General features: G+C 52.8%; 12 protein-coding genes. 11 read left to right on the top strand and 1 reads right to left on the bottom strand.

Translation table 11 applies throughout. The features are described 5' to 3' along the window. Positions 1-20: 20 nt before the first annotated feature. The 6 genes from JCR24_RS03285 (at position 21) to JCR24_RS03260 (ending at position 8,185) form a co-directional block, all read left to right on the top strand. Positions 21-1,697: an ABC1 kinase family protein gene (locus JCR24_RS03285; protein ID WP_060788518.1), complete on the top strand. Its 1,677-nt coding sequence runs from the start codon at positions 21-23 to the stop codon at positions 1,695-1,697. A 270-nt stretch (positions 1,698-1,967) separates the two neighbouring features. After that, positions 1,968-2,555 (top strand): CBO0543 family protein, encoded by a 588-nt coding sequence (locus JCR24_RS03280; RefSeq protein WP_370643304.1) that lies wholly within the window; start codon positions 1,968-1,970, stop codon positions 2,553-2,555. A 252-nt stretch (positions 2,556-2,807) separates the two neighbouring features. Continuing rightward, the gene (locus JCR24_RS03275) at positions 2,808-3,227 is read left to right on the top strand and encodes a CoA-binding protein (protein WP_238980074.1); all 420 of its coding nucleotides are present in this window, start codon (positions 2,808-2,810) and stop codon (positions 3,225-3,227) included. Positions 3,228-3,402: 175 nt separating this feature from the next. Further along, entirely contained in the window at positions 3,403-5,340 is a 1,938-nt protein-coding gene (gene parE / locus JCR24_RS03270; RefSeq protein WP_238980073.1) for a DNA topoisomerase IV subunit B, read from the top strand. A gap of 59 nt (positions 5,341-5,399) precedes the next feature. Next, entirely contained in the window at positions 5,400-7,844 is a 2,445-nt protein-coding gene (parC, locus tag JCR24_RS03265) for a DNA topoisomerase IV subunit A (RefSeq protein ID WP_015374876.1), read from the top strand. Next, positions 7,841-8,185 (top strand): PilZ domain-containing protein, encoded by a 345-nt coding sequence (locus JCR24_RS03260; RefSeq protein WP_238980072.1) that lies wholly within the window; start codon positions 7,841-7,843, stop codon positions 8,183-8,185. Before parC ends, JCR24_RS03260 begins: the two co-directional genes overlap by 4 nt. Positions 8,186-8,289: 104 nt before the next feature. On the opposite strand, the gene JCR24_RS03255 is transcribed toward JCR24_RS03260, so the two are convergent. After that, complete coding sequence (locus tag JCR24_RS03255; RefSeq protein ID WP_014195851.1) at positions 8,290-9,021, bottom strand: MerR family transcriptional regulator; 732 nt, start codon at positions 9,019-9,021, stop codon at positions 8,290-8,292. Between the two features lie 295 nt (positions 9,022-9,316). Here JCR24_RS03255 and treP point away from each other — a divergent pair, with 295 nt between their 5' ends. From treP to JCR24_RS03230, 5 genes are all read left to right on the top strand, one after another. Continuing rightward, positions 9,317-10,735 carry a PTS system trehalose-specific EIIBC component gene (treP, locus tag JCR24_RS03250; RefSeq protein ID WP_060788520.1) on the top strand — a complete coding sequence of 473 codons (1,419 nt, stop codon included), beginning with the start codon at positions 9,317-9,319 and terminating at the stop codon, positions 10,733-10,735. Between the two features lie 112 nt (positions 10,736-10,847). After that, positions 10,848-12,539 carry an alpha,alpha-phosphotrehalase gene (gene treC, locus JCR24_RS03245; protein WP_129447578.1) on the top strand — a complete coding sequence of 564 codons (1,692 nt, stop codon included), beginning with the start codon at positions 10,848-10,850 and terminating at the stop codon, positions 12,537-12,539. Between the two features lie 22 nt (positions 12,540-12,561). Continuing rightward, positions 12,562-13,275, top strand: a complete 714-nt coding sequence (gene treR, locus JCR24_RS03240) for a trehalose operon repressor (RefSeq protein WP_013523771.1) — start codon at positions 12,562-12,564, stop codon at positions 13,273-13,275. Between the two features lie 214 nt (positions 13,276-13,489). Further along, positions 13,490-14,902, top strand: coding sequence for a Na+/H+ antiporter NhaC family protein (locus JCR24_RS03235; protein WP_020755386.1), 1,413 nt, complete (start codon positions 13,490-13,492; stop codon positions 14,900-14,902). A 428-nt stretch (positions 14,903-15,330) separates the two neighbouring features. Beyond that, positions 15,331-15,780 carry an acyl-CoA thioesterase gene (locus tag JCR24_RS03230; protein ID WP_015374873.1) on the top strand — a complete coding sequence of 150 codons (450 nt, stop codon included), beginning with the start codon at positions 15,331-15,333 and terminating at the stop codon, positions 15,778-15,780. Positions 15,781-15,824 lie beyond the last annotated feature (44 nt).

The raw sequence follows: 15,824 nt of genomic DNA, 5'->3' as shown, positions 1-15,824 counted from the left end.
GCCTTAGGAGAGATGTCCCGATGATCGGAAAACGGATGCGCCATATCGGAAGGTATCACGAAATCGCCGTCTCCTTGCTTCGGCACGGATTCGGGATGATCGTCGATGAGCTCGGCTTTTCGTCTTTTCTTTCTTTGCCGCCGCGATGGAGAGCGGAGCAAGGGAAAAAGGAAGGAAAAACGGTTGGGGAGCGGCTCCGCCTTGTGCTCGAGGAGCTCGGCCCGACGTTCGTGAAGCTCGGGCAAATTGCCAGCACACGGCCGGATTTGATTCCCGCTCCGATCATCAGCGAGCTCGAAAAACTGCAAGACCAAGTTCCGCCGTTTCCGTTTGCCGACGTTCGCCGGAGGGTGGAAACAGAACTTGGGGGCTCGCTTGAAACCTTGTTTCGTTCATTTGACGAAACGCCGCTCGCTGCCGCTTCGCTCGGACAAGTGCACCGGGCGGTTCTTCCTTCCGGACAAGCCGTGGCGGTGAAAGTGCAGCGTCCGCACATCGCTGCGCGGGTGGAGACGGATCTGGAAATTTTGCAAGATTTGGCCGTGCTGGCGGAACGTCGTCTCGATTGGGCGGCAACCTACCAATTGTCTGAAATTGTCGATGAACTGGCGCGTTCATTACGGCAGGAGCTGGATTATACCGTCGAGGCGCGCCATGCGGAACGGTTTGCACAGCAGTTTGCCGACGATTCGTCGGTGTATGTCCCGAAGGTGTTTTGGGATTATACGACGAAAACCGTGCTCACGATGGAATATGTCGAAGGAATGAAACTTGGGGAGCTCGAGCGGCTGAAAGCGAACGGCCACTCCTTAAAAACGATCGCCGAGCGTTTGGCTGAAGCAACCTTTAAACAAATGTTTGAGCATGGATTTTTTCATGGCGACCCTCATCCTGGCAATGTATTTGTTCTTGACGATGGAACGCTTTCCTTCATTGACTTTGGCTTGATGGGCCGCCTTCGCCCCCATGTCAAACATCATCTTTCTTCACTCATCATCGCCTTAATGCGGCAAAACACGGATGGGGTGTTGGGTGCGATCTACGGCTTAGGGATTGTTCCTGACGGAGTCGATGAAGGAAAATTGCGCGATGATCTTGACGAGCTGCGGGAGAAATACTACGGCGTCCCGCTCGGTGAGATCAGTCTTGGGGAAGCCGTCGAGGATTTGCTTTCGGTGGCATTTCGCCATGGCATTCGCATCCCAAGCGATTTGACGCTGTTAGGAAAAGCGCTGTTGACGGTCGAAGGGGTTGTGGAGACGCTTGACCCGCAGTTTCGCATCATGGACGTTGCCGAACCGTTTGGGAGAAAGCTGATGAAAGAGCGTCTTCGGCCTGATCGCGTGGCAGAAACAGCGTGGAAGCGGATTTTTGATTATGGTGAATGGCTGCTTCGCTTGCCGGAGGGCGTAAAGGAATGGACGAAAATGATGCGGCATGGCAAGCTTCGATTGGAAATCACGGCTCCTGATTTGGAAGCGCTGCTAAAGAAGCTCGACCAGATGACGAACCGGCTGTCGTTTAGCATCGTTCTTCTTTCGCTGAGCATCGTCCTCGTCGGCCTGATGATCGCTTCATCATTGGGGCGTCCGTCGACGCTGCTGTGGAAGATTCCTGCTGTTGAAATCGGATTAGGCGCGTCCGCTTTTCTATTTGGTTGGCTGCTTTACTCGATTTTTCGTTCGGGAAAATTTTAGTGTTTGTTGCACAATGATTTCTTTTTTCGGAAATTCTTGAAAGTTTGATGCAGTCCGATCCATGGAAGGTGTCCCAAAAACACAGCGGGACACCTTTTCTTCATCAATAATTAAATTTGCACGAAGCACGTTTGTTAAGCCATGCTAGGCAGCCTGATGGAGTGGAAAGCCGGTGAGGGCGCCGGAATAAATTCTATGCTTTGGATTATACTAACAGTGCTGTCTGAGACAGCGTTTAGGGAGTGGGAAATGGGTTAGGGAGGATCGATGATGACGTTTTCTCTTCCTGTTGTTTGGACGGTGGAACTCTCAGCGGTCATGTTGAGTATAGCGGGAAGTTTTTGGATCGCCAAACGGCATATACGGAGATATGCGGTTTTGTATGCATTCAGTGCGGTGACAGGCATCGTTCTTTGCCTTGCGTTTGTCTATGCAGGCTTTTACTCCTTCCCTGTTAAGCTCGTTCCTTATACACCGATTCCGCTCGTTGAAATGGCAACCGTCATTCCGTTTTTCGTTTTGTTTGGAGTCAAGTACAGTCCGGAAAGCTGGGCATGGAAGTTGCCGTTTTACTTTGCGATGGTGCAGTTGATTATGTTGTTCGAGTTGGTTGCTCTTGTGTCGCCGCTCTCTCTGATTGATTATAAGAAGTGGGATGTATGGGATTCATACACCGCCTGGTGGCTGTATTTGCTTTTCTTTGAGTGGATGGGCGGAAAAATCGTCCCCCAAAAGGCGCGCTCTCCGCTTGCGGCTTCCTCGTTCCGCTACGGCCGGTGGGGATGGATGATCGTCCATGCGATTGCCATGACGACCGTTTTTTTAGCTGGAGTGTACGCCGGGTGGAACATAAAATAACTGGCAGCAGGTCATCCATGTTCGGACAGCCAGCAAACAGAATGTCTGGATGCGGACGAGAAAGCGGATCGATGCGTAGGCGATGAATATGATGTTCAAGTTTGCGTCTGTTGTGGCCGGCCTAGGATGCGTGGGCGCTGTGCAAAAAAGATCGATGATTTTTTCCTTTTTCTATTGGCTGGGCAGGATTTTGATCTGGCTGGAGCGAAACTAGTACAGCAAAAAGGAGAATAAAGGAAGGAGAGAACCCGGATGTCCATTGTCAACCCGAGCCGGGAGGAAATCGGCGAGATTTTGCGCAAGGCGAAACGGATTGCCGTCGTTGGGTTGTCCAACAATCCGGAGCGCGAGTCGTATATGGTGGCGAAAGCGATGAAAGACGCTGGATACGAAATCATTCCGGTTAACCCGATGATCGAGGAATGGGAAGGCATTCCAGCGGTCGACAAACTGACGGATATCGAAGGGCATGTCGATATCGTCGATGTGTTTCGCCGTTCCGAACATTTGCCGGAGCTCGCCCGCGAGTTTGTGCAAATCGACGCGGACGTATTTTGGGCGCAGCTTGGCGTCGTCAATGAAGAAGCATACGCGTTTTTAAAAGAAAAAGGCTATACGGTGATTATGGATCGCTGCATTAAAGTAGAACATGCGCTTACAAAACGCCCGTAACAGGCGAAGCGCGTCATTGACGAAACGGCCATCTTCTCTAAGATGGTCCTTTCGTTTTTCAGGCGCTGTTGTCCGATTTTGTCAAGCGGTGTCAAAAGACAATGGACAGCTGGTCATTTTATGATACAATAAAACAGAAACAGATGTTCTTGTTTTGGCAGAAAGGGGTGGCCTTGTGGCAAAGCGAGCGGCATACGAATATAACGAAGATGCCATTCAAGTGTTAGAAGGACTTGAGGCGGTGAGGAAGCGGCCGGGGATGTACATTGGCAGCACCGACAGCCGCGGTTTGCATCATCTTGTTTATGAAATCGTCGACAACTCGGTCGATGAAGCGTTGGCCGGATATGGAAATTACATTTTGGTGCAAATACATAAAGACAACAGCATCACCGTCCTTGATGAAGGGCGCGGCATGCCGGTCGGGATGCATAAGCTTGGCAAGCCGACGCCGGAAGTCATTTTGACCGTGCTTCATGCCGGCGGCAAATTCGGCCAAGGCGGCTATAAAACGAGCGGCGGCCTGCACGGAGTCGGGGCGTCGGTTGTCAACGCCTTATCAGAATGGCTGGTCGTCACGATTCATCGCGACGGCTTCATTTACCGGCAGCGGTTTGAGCATGGAGGCAAACCGGTGACGACGCTAGAGAAAATCGGCACAACGAACAAAACCGGAACCATCATTCAATTTAAGCCGGACCCAACGATTTTCAGCACGACGGTCTTCGATTATGAAACATTGAGTGAACGGCTGCGCGAATCAGCGTTTTTGCTGAAAGGGTTGAAAATCGAACTCGTTGACGAACGGACCGGCATGCGCGAGGTGTTCCACTACGAAAACGGAATTGAAGCGTTTGTCGCCTATTTGAATGAGGAGAAAGATGTGCTCCACCCGGTTGTGTATTTTGCTGGCGAGCAAAACGGCATTGAAGTCGAGTTTGCGTTCCAGTTTCATGACGGTTATTCGGAAAACGTGCTGTCGTTTGTCAACAACGTGCGCACAAAAGACGGCGGCACGCATGAGGCGGGTGCAAAAACGGCGATGACGCGCGTTTTTAACGAATACGCCCGCCGCGTTGGTCTGCTGAAGGAAAAGGACAAAAACCTCGAAGGGTCCGATATTCGCGAAGGGTTGTCCGCGGTCGTTTCGGTGCGCATCCCAGAGCACTTGCTGCAGTTTGAAGGGCAGACGAAAGGAAAGCTCGGAACGAGCGAAGCGCGTTCGGCCGTCGATGCGGTGGTGTCCGAGCAGCTCATGTACTTTCTGCAAGAAAACCCGGACGTAAGCGCGATGCTCATTAAGAAAGCGATCCGGGCCTATCAGGCGCGTGAAGCGGCCCGCAAAGCGCGCGAAGAGGCGAGAAGCGGCAAAAAGCGGAAAGGGAAAGAGGCGCTCTTAAGCGGCAAGCTGACGCCGGCGCAAGGGCGCAATCCGCAAAAAAATGAGCTCTATCTCGTTGAAGGCGATTCGGCGGGCGGTTCGGCGAAACAAGGGCGCGACCGTCGATTCCAGGCGGTGCTTCCGCTGCGCGGAAAAGTCATCAACACGGAAAAGGCGAAACTTGGCGATATTTTGAAAAACGAGGAAATCAATACGATCATCCACGCCATCGGCGGCGGCGTCGGGGCTGATTTTTCGCTCGATGATGTCAACTACGACAAAGTGATCATTATGACCGATGCCGACACGGACGGCGCCCATATTCAAGTGCTGCTTTTGACGTTTTTTTACCGCTACATGCGTCCGCTGATTGAAGCGGGAAAAGTGTACATCGCCTTGCCGCCGCTTTACAAAATCAGCAAAAAAAGCGGCAAAAACGAAATCGTCGAATATGCGTGGACGGACGAGCAGTTGAAAGAAATTACGAAAAAAATGGGCCGCGGCTATACGATTCAGCGCTATAAAGGGCTCGGCGAAATGAACGCCGATCAATTATGGGAAACGACGATGAACCCACAGACGCGTACGCTCATCCGCGTGCGCATTGAAGATGCGGCCCGCGCCGAACGGAGGGTGACGACGCTCATGGGCGACAAAGTCGAGCCGCGCCGCAAATGGATCGAAACGCACGTCGCCTTCGGGCTCGAAGAGGAACCGGGATGGATCGGCTGATGGCGGCGTGAAAAGGCGCCGCCTTTTTGGCGCTGATGTGTTAGGAAAGGAGAATGACGATGGCAGAACGATTGCTGGAAATGCCGTTAGAGGACGTGCTTGGCGACCGCTTTGGCCGCTACAGCAAATACATTATCCAAGACCGGGCGCTCCCGGATGCGCGCGACGGGCTGAAGCCCGTGCAGCGCCGCATTTTGTATGCGATGTACATGGATGGCAACACGGCTGATAAACCGTTTCGCAAGGCGGCGAAAACGGTTGGGAACGTGATCGGCAACTTTCATCCGCACGGCGACTCATCGGTGTATGAAGCGATGGTGCGGATGAGCCAAGAGTGGAAGCTGCGCAACGTGCTGGTGGAGATGCACGGCAACAACGGCAGCATCGACGGCGACCCGCCGGCGGCGATGCGCTACACGGAAGCGCGCCTGTCGGCGATTGCCGCCGAGTTGCTTCGCGATATTGACAAAGAAACGGTTCCGTTTGTGCCGAACTTTGACGATACGACCGATGAGCCGACCGTCTTGCCGGCGATGTTTCCGAATTTGTTGGTGAACGGCTCGACCGGGATTTCGGCCGGCTATGCGACCGATATTCCGCCGCATGCGCTTGGCGAGGTGATCGACGCCGTCTTGATGCGGATCGACCGGCCGGATTGCACTGTTGACGAGCTGATGACGGTTCTTCCTGGCCCCGATTTTCCGACCGGCGGCATCATCCAAGGGAAAGACGGCATCCGCAAGGCGTATGAGACCGGCCGCGGGAAAATCATCATCCGCGCCAAAGCCGCCATCGAGCAGGGAAAAGGTGGGAAAAAGCACATTGTCATCACGGAACTGCCGTATGAAGTGAACAAAGCGAATTTAGTGAAAAAAATTGACGAGCTTCGCCTCGACAAAAAGCTCGACGGCATCGCCGATGTGCGCGATGAAACGGACCGGAACGGGCTGTCGATCGTCATCGAATTGAAAAAAGACGCCGATGCGGAAGCGATTCTCAACTACTTGTACAAAAATACGGATTTGCAAGTGCCGTACAGCTTCAACATGGTGGCGATCCATGAGCGCCGGCCGAAGCTGATGAGTTTGCCGGAGCTGTTGGATGCCTACATCGCCCACCGGAAAGAGGTCGTCACCAACCGCTCGCATTTTGAGCTGAAAAAAGCGAATGAGCGGAAGCACATCGTCGACGGCTTGATTCGGGCGCTTTCCATTTTGGATGAGGTGATTGCGACGATTCGTGCTTCAAGCGACAAGCGCGACGCCAAAGAACGGCTGATGGCTCATTACGGATTCACCGAAGCGCAGGCCGAGGCGATCGTGACGCTCCAGCTGTATCGGTTGACGAACACCGACATCACGGCGCTGCGTCAAGAAGCGGAAGAACTGGATCAAGCGATTGCGGAACTTACGGGGATTCTCGCAGATGAAAAGAAGCTGCTTGGCGTCATCAAAAAAGAGCTGAAGGCGATGAAAAAGCAATATGCCGATGAGCGGCGGACGGTGATTGAAGAGGAGATTGAAGAGCTGAAAGTGAAGGTGGAGGCGCTCATTCCGGCGGAAGACGTGATCGTCACCGTGACAAAAGAAGGATATGTGAAGAGGACGAGCTATCGTTCATACAGCGCCTCAAACGGTCAAGACATGGGCATGAAGGAAACGGATCGGCTGCTCGCCCAGCTCGAGATGAATACGACCGATGTGCTCTTGCTTTTCACCCGCCGCGGTTATTATTTATACTGCCCGGTGCATACGCTCCCTGATATCCGTTGGAAAGAGGTCGGCCAGCACATTTCCCATCTCATTCCGCTTGAACGCGACGATGAACTCGTCGCCGCTGTTCCAGTCTCTTCCTTTGACACCGGGGAGCAGCTCATCTTTGTGACGAAACAAGGGCTCGTAAAGCGAACGGAGCTCGCTCAATACCAAGTGCAGCGCTACACCCGCCCGCTTGTGGCCGTCAATGTGAAAGAGGATGATGACGTCATCGCCGTCTACGCGACGGATGGATGCGGCCATCTTTGGCTTGCGACGCATGATGGACATGCGCTCTTGTTTGCCGAGGAGGAGATCAGCCTTGTTGGCGTGCGCGCGGCTGGCGTGAAAGGGATTCAATTGAAGGAAGGGGACTTTGTCGCCGCTGCGTGCCCCGTTCGCCTAGAAAAGGGGGGCTCGTTCGTCGTCGTGACGCAGCGCGGAGCGGTGAAAAAAGTGGCGATGAGCGAGTTTGAGCCGTCCTCACGAGCGAAGCGCGGCGTTGTGATCGTACGTGAAGTGAAATCCAACCCGCACCGAGTTGTCGGCGCCGTCTTTGTCAGCAACGATGAGGAAATGGTCGGATTGCGGACGGAAAAAGGGGTGGTCGAGACGATCGAAGCCGCTTCCCTTCGTCTCTCCGACCGCTACAGCACGGGTTCGTTTGTCGTTGACACTGACGAAGCCGGGATGGTGGTGGATGTCTGGAAAGAACCGACGAAGCTGCTTGGAAAAGGGGAGGAAGGATGAGGTTTAAGCGTCAAGAACCGTTCCGGTATCAGTTTGGCCGGCCGCTCCCGGCTGAACTGCGCACAGCCGATGGTGAGCGCAGCGTCTACATTCACGATCTAAGTCCGCACGGGATGAAAATCGAAACGGAAGGCCGCCTTCCCTTTTCAACAGGGGGAACGCTGGTTGACATCTCGTTTTGGCTAAACGCTGCCCCCTTTACGCTGCGGGGGCAGCTTGTCTGGGAAAGACCGTTTGTCCACGCCTACTATTATGGCGTCCGCTTCCATGTCACCAAACAAGAAGAAGCGCACTTGATCGAAGCCATCAAACGACATGCGGCCGAGAGCCGCCGAATATGACGCAAAAAGGGGCCCGAGTTTTGGCGGGGCCCTTTTTTGATTTTTGACGGAGGTATGGCGCATCCAAAACGGGTGCCCTTGTCACATGGATGCCAAAATCGTCTTCACCAAAACTTCCACCATTTATTTGCCCGTGTTCGAGCAGCGCTGGTGCTGGCAGCGGTTTGCCGAAACGACAACACGAGCTCGCGAAACGCTTTTTCCCGTTCTAAAATGCGCAGTTCGAGCTGTTTTCGCTCCTCTTCCTGCCTTGCCTTTTCCTCGTGACAGAACGCGACGACCGTTTCCAAATGTTCATGCAGCTGTTCCGTTTTTTGCTGCCATGCGTCCTCGTAATCGCGGAGTGAACGGCGCACCGTTTCGGCAGCTGCCGTCGTTTGCTCCTCGATGTAGTCAAGGCGGCCTTTCACCTCATCCATCGCTTGCCGGACCGTGGCTGTCGTTTCCTGTTTCAAGGCGTCGACGATATCGTCTTTTAAGCGGGCCGCCAACTGCTCGGCTATGTATGGCATCCCTTGATGCAGCAGGCGGGGCACATCGATGATTTCCCCTTCCATGACGGCTGTTTCCACTTGAGCGGCTGTCTCGTTGGCTCGCTCTGCCGGTTGTCCGTCCATTTGCCTGATCATTTCAGCCACTTCGCGCGGATGGCGGCCGTCCTCAAGCCAAGTGCGGATATGGCGAAACCGGTCGATCAGCTCGTCGGTGTACATGCGTGCCCCCTCGGTTGTGCGTGGGACGGCAATCGATCCGGCGAACTGCTTTTCCCATTGTTTCAAATCGCGGGCGGTGACCCCGATTTTTTTCGCTGCTTCGCGGAGTGTATAGGTTTTCATCGCATTCCCTCATCCTTTCTCGTCTTTTGGCATTGATTTGCGTTATGTTTTATTTTCCTACTTGGTCGTTGATTTTCCTGCCGCTTGACAAAACATAACAAAAGAAGTGGAAGTTAGCAAAAAAAAACAACAACTATTGTCGAAAAATGAAGGCGGTCATCGAAAGATGTTGACAAACTTGTATATACAAGATAAAATGAATTCAGGTTGTATATACAAGTTTGTTTGCAACCGGTTGCTGAAAGCGATTTAACGCTATAGCGGTCGTTAAGGAAAGAAAAGGGAGGCGTTCATCATGGGGGCATACCAACAAGCAGCCGCGCAAATCGTTGAAGCCATCGGCGGCAAAGAAAACATCGTCGCCGCCACGCATTGTGTGACCCGGCTTCGGTTTGCGCTCAAAGAGGAAGGAAAAGTCAATAAGGAAGCGCTTGAGCGCATCGATGTCGTCAAAGGGTCGTTTTCCGCAAACGGCCAGTTTCAAGTCGTCATCGGCCAAGGGCTTGTCGATAAAGTGTATGACGACCTCATCGAGCTGACGGGCATCGGCCGGGCGACAAAGCAGGAGATGAAAGACGCTGCGGAAGCGAAGCTCAATCCGCTGCAACGCGCGATTAAGACGCTGGCTGATATTTTCATTCCCATCTTGCCGGCGATCGTGACGGCCGGTTTGTTAATGGGTATTAACAACGTCTTGACAGGCCCAGGCATTTTTTACGAAGGGAAATCGTTTGTCGAGGTGCACAAAGAATGGGCCGATTTGGCGAACATGATCAACTTGATCGCCAATACGGCGTTCGTCTTCCTGCCCGGTTTGATCGGCTGGTCAGCAGTGACGAAATTCGGCGGCAGCCCGCTCTTAGGGATTGTCCTTGGTTTGATGCTCGTCCACCCAGATTTGCTCAACGCTTGGGGCTGGGGAGCGGCGAAAGAAAAAGGAGAGATTCCGGTTTGGAACTTGTTCGGCTTTGAAGTGCAAAAAGTCGGCTACCAAGGGCAAGTGCTGCCGGTGTTGGTGGCTTCCTACGTGCTGGCGAAGCTTGAGCTGTTTTTGCGCAAGCGCATTCCGGATGCGTTTCAGCTGTTGCTTGTCGCGCCGCTTGCGTTGCTCATTACGGGCTTTTTGGCGTTCATCGCTATTGGGCCGGTCACATTTGCGATCGGCAATGCCATTACCCACTTGTTTGTCACGATTTTTGACACGGTTCCGGCTCTTGGAGGATTGTTGTATGGAGCGCTGTATGCGCCGCTTGTCGTCACCGGGATGCACCATACGTTCTTGCCGGTTGACTTGCAGCTGATTGCCAATACCGGCGGCACATTCTTATGGCCGATTTTGGTCATGTCCAACATCGCCCAAGGTTCGGCAGCGTTGGCGATGATGTTTGTCGCGAAGGAGGAAAAGCTGCGCGGTTTGTCGTTTACGTCGGCTGTTTCCGCGTATTTAGGCATCACGGAACCGGCGATGTTCGGGGTCAACTTGCGCTTTCGTTTCCCGTTTATCGCAGCGATGACCGGAGCGGCGATCGCCGGCATGTTTATTACGCTCAATAAAGTCATCGCTCCGTCGATCGGTGTCGGCGGCCTGCCGGGTTTCTTGTCGATCGTGCCGCAAAAGTGGACGCCGTTCTTTATCGGCATGGCGATCGCGATTGTGGTGCCGTTTGCGCTGACGTTTGTCTTTGGGAAAGTGCGTAAAGCCGCCCGCTCATGATTGCCGTGTGTTGACGCAAGAGAACGATGTGCGAAATCATCCATTTACCACCATACCATTGGCCGCCGATGCCAATGGTATGTTTTTATCCTGACGAACGAGGTGAAGAGAGATGCGAGCAACCCCTTGGTGGAAAAAAGCGGTCGTTTATCAAATTTATCCGAAAAGCTTCTACGACACGAATGGAGACGGCATTGGCGATTTGCCGGGCGTGATCGAGAAGCTCGATTATCTACAAGAACTGGGCGTCGATGTCATTTGGCTGACGCCGATCTACGCGTCGCCGCAGCGCGACAACGGTTATGACATCAGCGATTATTTCCGCATCCATCACGAATACGGAACGATGGACGATTTTGACCGTCTGCTTCACGAAGTGCATGCGCGCGGCATGAAGCTGGTGATGGACATGGTCGTCAACCATACCTCAACCGACCATGAATGGTTTAAGCAGGCGCGCTCCTCGAAAACGAACCCATACCGCTCGTTTTACATTTGGCGCGACCCGAAGCCGGACGGCGGAGCGCCGAACAACTGGCAATCGAAATTCGGCGGCTCGGCGTGGGAATACGACGAACAAACCGGCCAATATTACTTGCATTTGTTCGATGTGACACAAGCGGACTTGAACTGGGAAAACGAAGAGCTGCGCCGCCGCATTTATGACATGATGCATTTTTGGCTCCAAAAAGGAGTGGACGGCTTTCGGCTTGACGTCATCAACTTGTTGTCAAAAGATCAGCGCTTCCCGGATGACGACGGTTCGGTGCCGCCGGGGGACGGGCGCCGCTTTTATACGGACGGACCGCGCATTCATGAGTTTTTGCAGGAAATGAATCGAGAGGTGTTTTCAAAATACGACATCATGACAGTGGGGGAAATGTCGTCGACGACGATCGATCATTGCATCCGCTACACGAACCCGGAAAACCACGAGCTCAATATGACGTTTAACTTCCATCACTTGAAGGTCGATTACCCGAATGGGGAAAAATGGGCGGTCGCCCCATTTGATTTCCTTGCCTTAAAACGCATTTTGTCCGAATGGCAAGTCCGGATGTATGAAGGCGGGGGCTGGAATGCGCTCTTTTGGTGCAACCACGATCAGCCGCGCATCGTGTCGCGCTATGGCGATGACGGGACGTATTGGAAAGAATCAGCCAAAATGTTGGCGACGACGATCCATTTAATGCAAGGGACACCATACATTTACCAAGGCGAAGAAATCGGCATGACCGACCCGAAATTCACCGATATTCGCGACTACCGCGACGTTGAGTCGCTCAACATGTACCGGATTTTGCGAGAACAAGGCAAAAGCGAGCAAGAAGTGATGGAAATTTTGCAGCGAAAATCGCGCGACAATTCCCGCACGCCGATGCAATGGGACGACAGCCCGCATGCCGGTTTCACGTCTGGGACGCCGTGGATTCGCGTCGCCGACAACTACCGGCGCATTAACGTGAAACAGGCGCTCGCCGACCGCGACTCGATTTTCTACCATTATAAGCGGCTGATTGAGCTGCGCAAACAGTATGATCTCATTACGACCGGGCGCTATGAGCTGTTGCTTGCGGACGATCCGCATATTTTCGCCTATATGCGTCATGGCGATGGAGAAAAGCTGCTTGTTGTCAACAATTTTTATCCAGTCGAAACGACGTTCACGCTGCCGAAAGAAGCGGGAGCCGATGGCTATACGGGAGAACTGCTGCTTGCCAATTATTCGGACGCGCCGGCCGATTTTCGCCGCATGCAGCTGCGCCCATACGAATCGGTTGTTTATCTTTTGCGCCGGCCGTGATACAATACAAGCGGTGATTCTTATGCATGAAAACAAATATTTAACCATTTACCATGACCTCATTTCCCGCATCCGCCGCGGAGAATGGAAGGCGTACGACAAGCTGCCATCGGAACACGAGCTGGCCGCCCGATATGAGACATCGCGCGAGACGATTCGCAAAGCGCTCCATTTGTTGTCCGAGCACGGCTATATCCAAAAAATGAAAGGAAAAGGATCTATCGTCCTTGACGTCGGCAAATATGACTTTCCCGTATCCGGATTGGTCAGCTTTAAAGAACTGGCGCAGACGATGAAGCAGCCGGTGCGGACGATCGTGCATGAACTGGCGATCATCAAGCCGGATCGCGAGCTCAGGCAGCATCTGCGCGCCTCAAGCAAAGACGAAGTCTGGAAAGTCGTGCGCGTCCGTGAAATCGGCGGAGAGCGGATTATTTTGGATAAAGACTTTTTTCTGAAAAAGCATGTGCCGCTATTGACGAAAGAGATTTGTGAAGACTCGATCTATGAATACTTGGAAACGAAGCTGCATTTGCCGATCAGCTTTGCGAAAAAAGAAATATCGGTCGACGAAGCGACGGACGAAGACCGGCGCTATTTGGATTTGCATGGCGATGACCGCGTCGTTGTCGTCAAAAACTACGTGTATTTAAGCGATGCTGCATTGTTTCAATACACGGAATCGCGTCACCGGCTCGACAAGTTCCGATTTGTCGATTTTGCGCGCCGGAAATGACAACGCCTTCTGTGCCCCAGGTTGTTTGGGAGCCAGCCCGGGGCGGATGGAAGTGTGGGCCACGCTGCAAACTGCAGCGCGGCTTTTTTTGTTTGCGCGGGCAACATAAATTTTATAAATAAAACTATGTTCTAAATCTTCAATGAAAATCATAAAAAAACTGCATTATGGCTATCCTTCTTGGTAACAACATCATCGCAAAGGAGGCGCCGACGTGGAAGGAACATGGTGGTCGCTGTTGCCTTTTCTGCTCATCATTCCGTTGGCGGTATGGCTGAAAGAAATTTTGCCCGGCCTCGTGGCCGGATTGCTCGTCGGAGCGTTTTGCCTTGAGTGGTCGGCTGTCGGCGCGATTGAGCGCGCTGTTTCCGCTGTTCTTCACGCCCTGACCGATCCGGAGCATATGAAGGTGGCCGCGTTTTTGTATTTGTTCGGTTCGCTTGTCGGCATGATGCAAATTACCGGCGGGATCAAAGGGTTTGTCGAGAGACTCTCCGGACGCATCCGCTCGAAGCGGGGGATTTTGTTGTTCGTTTGGCTGACGGTGCCGGTGACGTTTTTTATGCCGATGTTTCGCATTATGCTCCTTGGACCAGTGATGAAAGCGGTCCTTCGCCAGTTTCGCATCGACCGCCGCCGCATGGCGTACATGATCGACGTCTCGACCGAGCCGATCATCGTGCTTTTGCCAGCGGCGACAGCGTTCGTCGGCTTTATGACTTCTGTTGTCGCCGCGGCGCTTGAGCAAAACGACATTCACGAATCGCCGTATGACGTGTTTTTGCGCAGCCTGCCGTACAACTTGTTTGCGATTGTCGCTCTGGCCGTCGGGGTGTTGACGACGATGTTGAACATCCGGATCGGCAAACCGCGGGCGAAAAAAGGAGAAGGGGAAACGAATACACTGCACGGGCTCGGATTGCGCAAGGAGCTGGCGCTGATCAACGGGGAGCCGTTGCACTTGTTTGTCCCGCTGGCGCTGTTAATCGCGCTGACGTTTGCCTTTTTCGTGTACGACGGGAGGAAACGCGGGGCAGAGAATTGGTGGGAGGCGTTTTCCGCGGCCGATGCGACATGGGCGATGCTGTTGGCGTTGTTTGTGACCATCCTTTTGTCGATGGCGTTTTATTTATGGCGCCGACAATCACTTTCAGAGCTGACGTACCATTTTTTTGCTGGGGGTAACGAAATGATGGCGCCGATCGGCATGCTCGTTCTCGTATGGGCGGTCTCGGCGGTGGCGGGGGAACTCGGATTTGCGGAGTACGTGTCGTCGACGTTCGGCACATGGCTGCCGGGGGCATTCGTGCCAGCGGCCGTGTTTTTGGTCGGATCGTTTTTATCATACTTTATCGGTTCTTCATGGGGAACGTGGGGCATTTTGATGCCGCTTGGCGTCACGCTTTCCCATGCGACCGGGGCGCCGCTCGAGGTGACAGTCGGCGCTGTGTTTGCGAGCGGGACGTTTGGCGCCTTTGCTTCGCCGCTTGGCGATACGACGATTACAACCGCAGCCATTATGGATATGGACTTGATGAGCTATGCGAAATATAAACTGCGCATCTCTCTCCTTTGCGCCGGCGTGTCGCTCTTTGGATACGTTCTTTTGCCGCTTTGGGCCGGTTGACCGCAGACGCCCCGTCTGCCCTCGCCGGGCTTTTTTTATCTACCCTGAAAATGTCAAAACTATATAGGTTCCAATAAAGAATTTCCAATTTGTTCGTTACCATTTGCACTTCGATACATGCGGATGCAATCTAATGTGTTAGGCAATCGGCGAAGTGTAAACCAAAAATTCAACTTAATTGAAGGAGATTTTCATCCTTTCGCGGCGACGTACTGGATTCGTCACAACATTTTATATCACAAACAATGTTCTAAATAATCAATAATCCAAAACAAAACAATTGCATATCTAAATCAACCGGAGTATGATAAAAACAACATACTGACTAGTTGGTAGCTACAAATCGAACTCAGTCACGCCCCATGCTCACCCAAACGAATATTGTGGGCGAAAGGGGCAAAAAAAAGGCAAGAAAGGAAGAGGGAGAAATGAAGACGCACATCATTACCGTCAACCCACGCTTTTGTGAAACTGATGCGCTCGGACATTTAAGCAACATTAGCTATTTTATTTATTTAGAAGAAGCGCGCACCCGCCTGTTTGATGAATTGCGTTACGTCGGGCGAACGGAGGACTGGCATTTTATTTTAGCTTCCACCAAGTGCGATTTTATCAACCAAGGATTCTTCGGACGACGATTGCGCGTGGAAACCAATGTCTCCCGGATCGGCAATAAAAGCTTTCAATGCATTCATCGCATCATGGAAGAGGAAACAGGAAGACTGATCGCCATCGGAGAGGCAGCGGTCGTCCATTTCAATTTCCAAACCCAAACGAGCGAACCGTTGCCTGATGACTTGCGGACCATGCTTGCCGAATACCTTGTGCCGTCCGTGGGGGAAACGATTTCGCCGTTATCGTGCAAAAAAAGGGAGTGAATACCATCCGCCTGTACGGCGGATTTTTCATTTTCAACTTTCCC

Source organism: Geobacillus sp. YHL (assembly GCF_022341265.1).
Taxonomy (GTDB): domain Bacteria; phylum Bacillota; class Bacilli; order Bacillales; family Anoxybacillaceae; genus Geobacillus; species Geobacillus thermoleovorans.
This window is presented reverse-complemented; position numbering and strand designations above follow the sequence as displayed.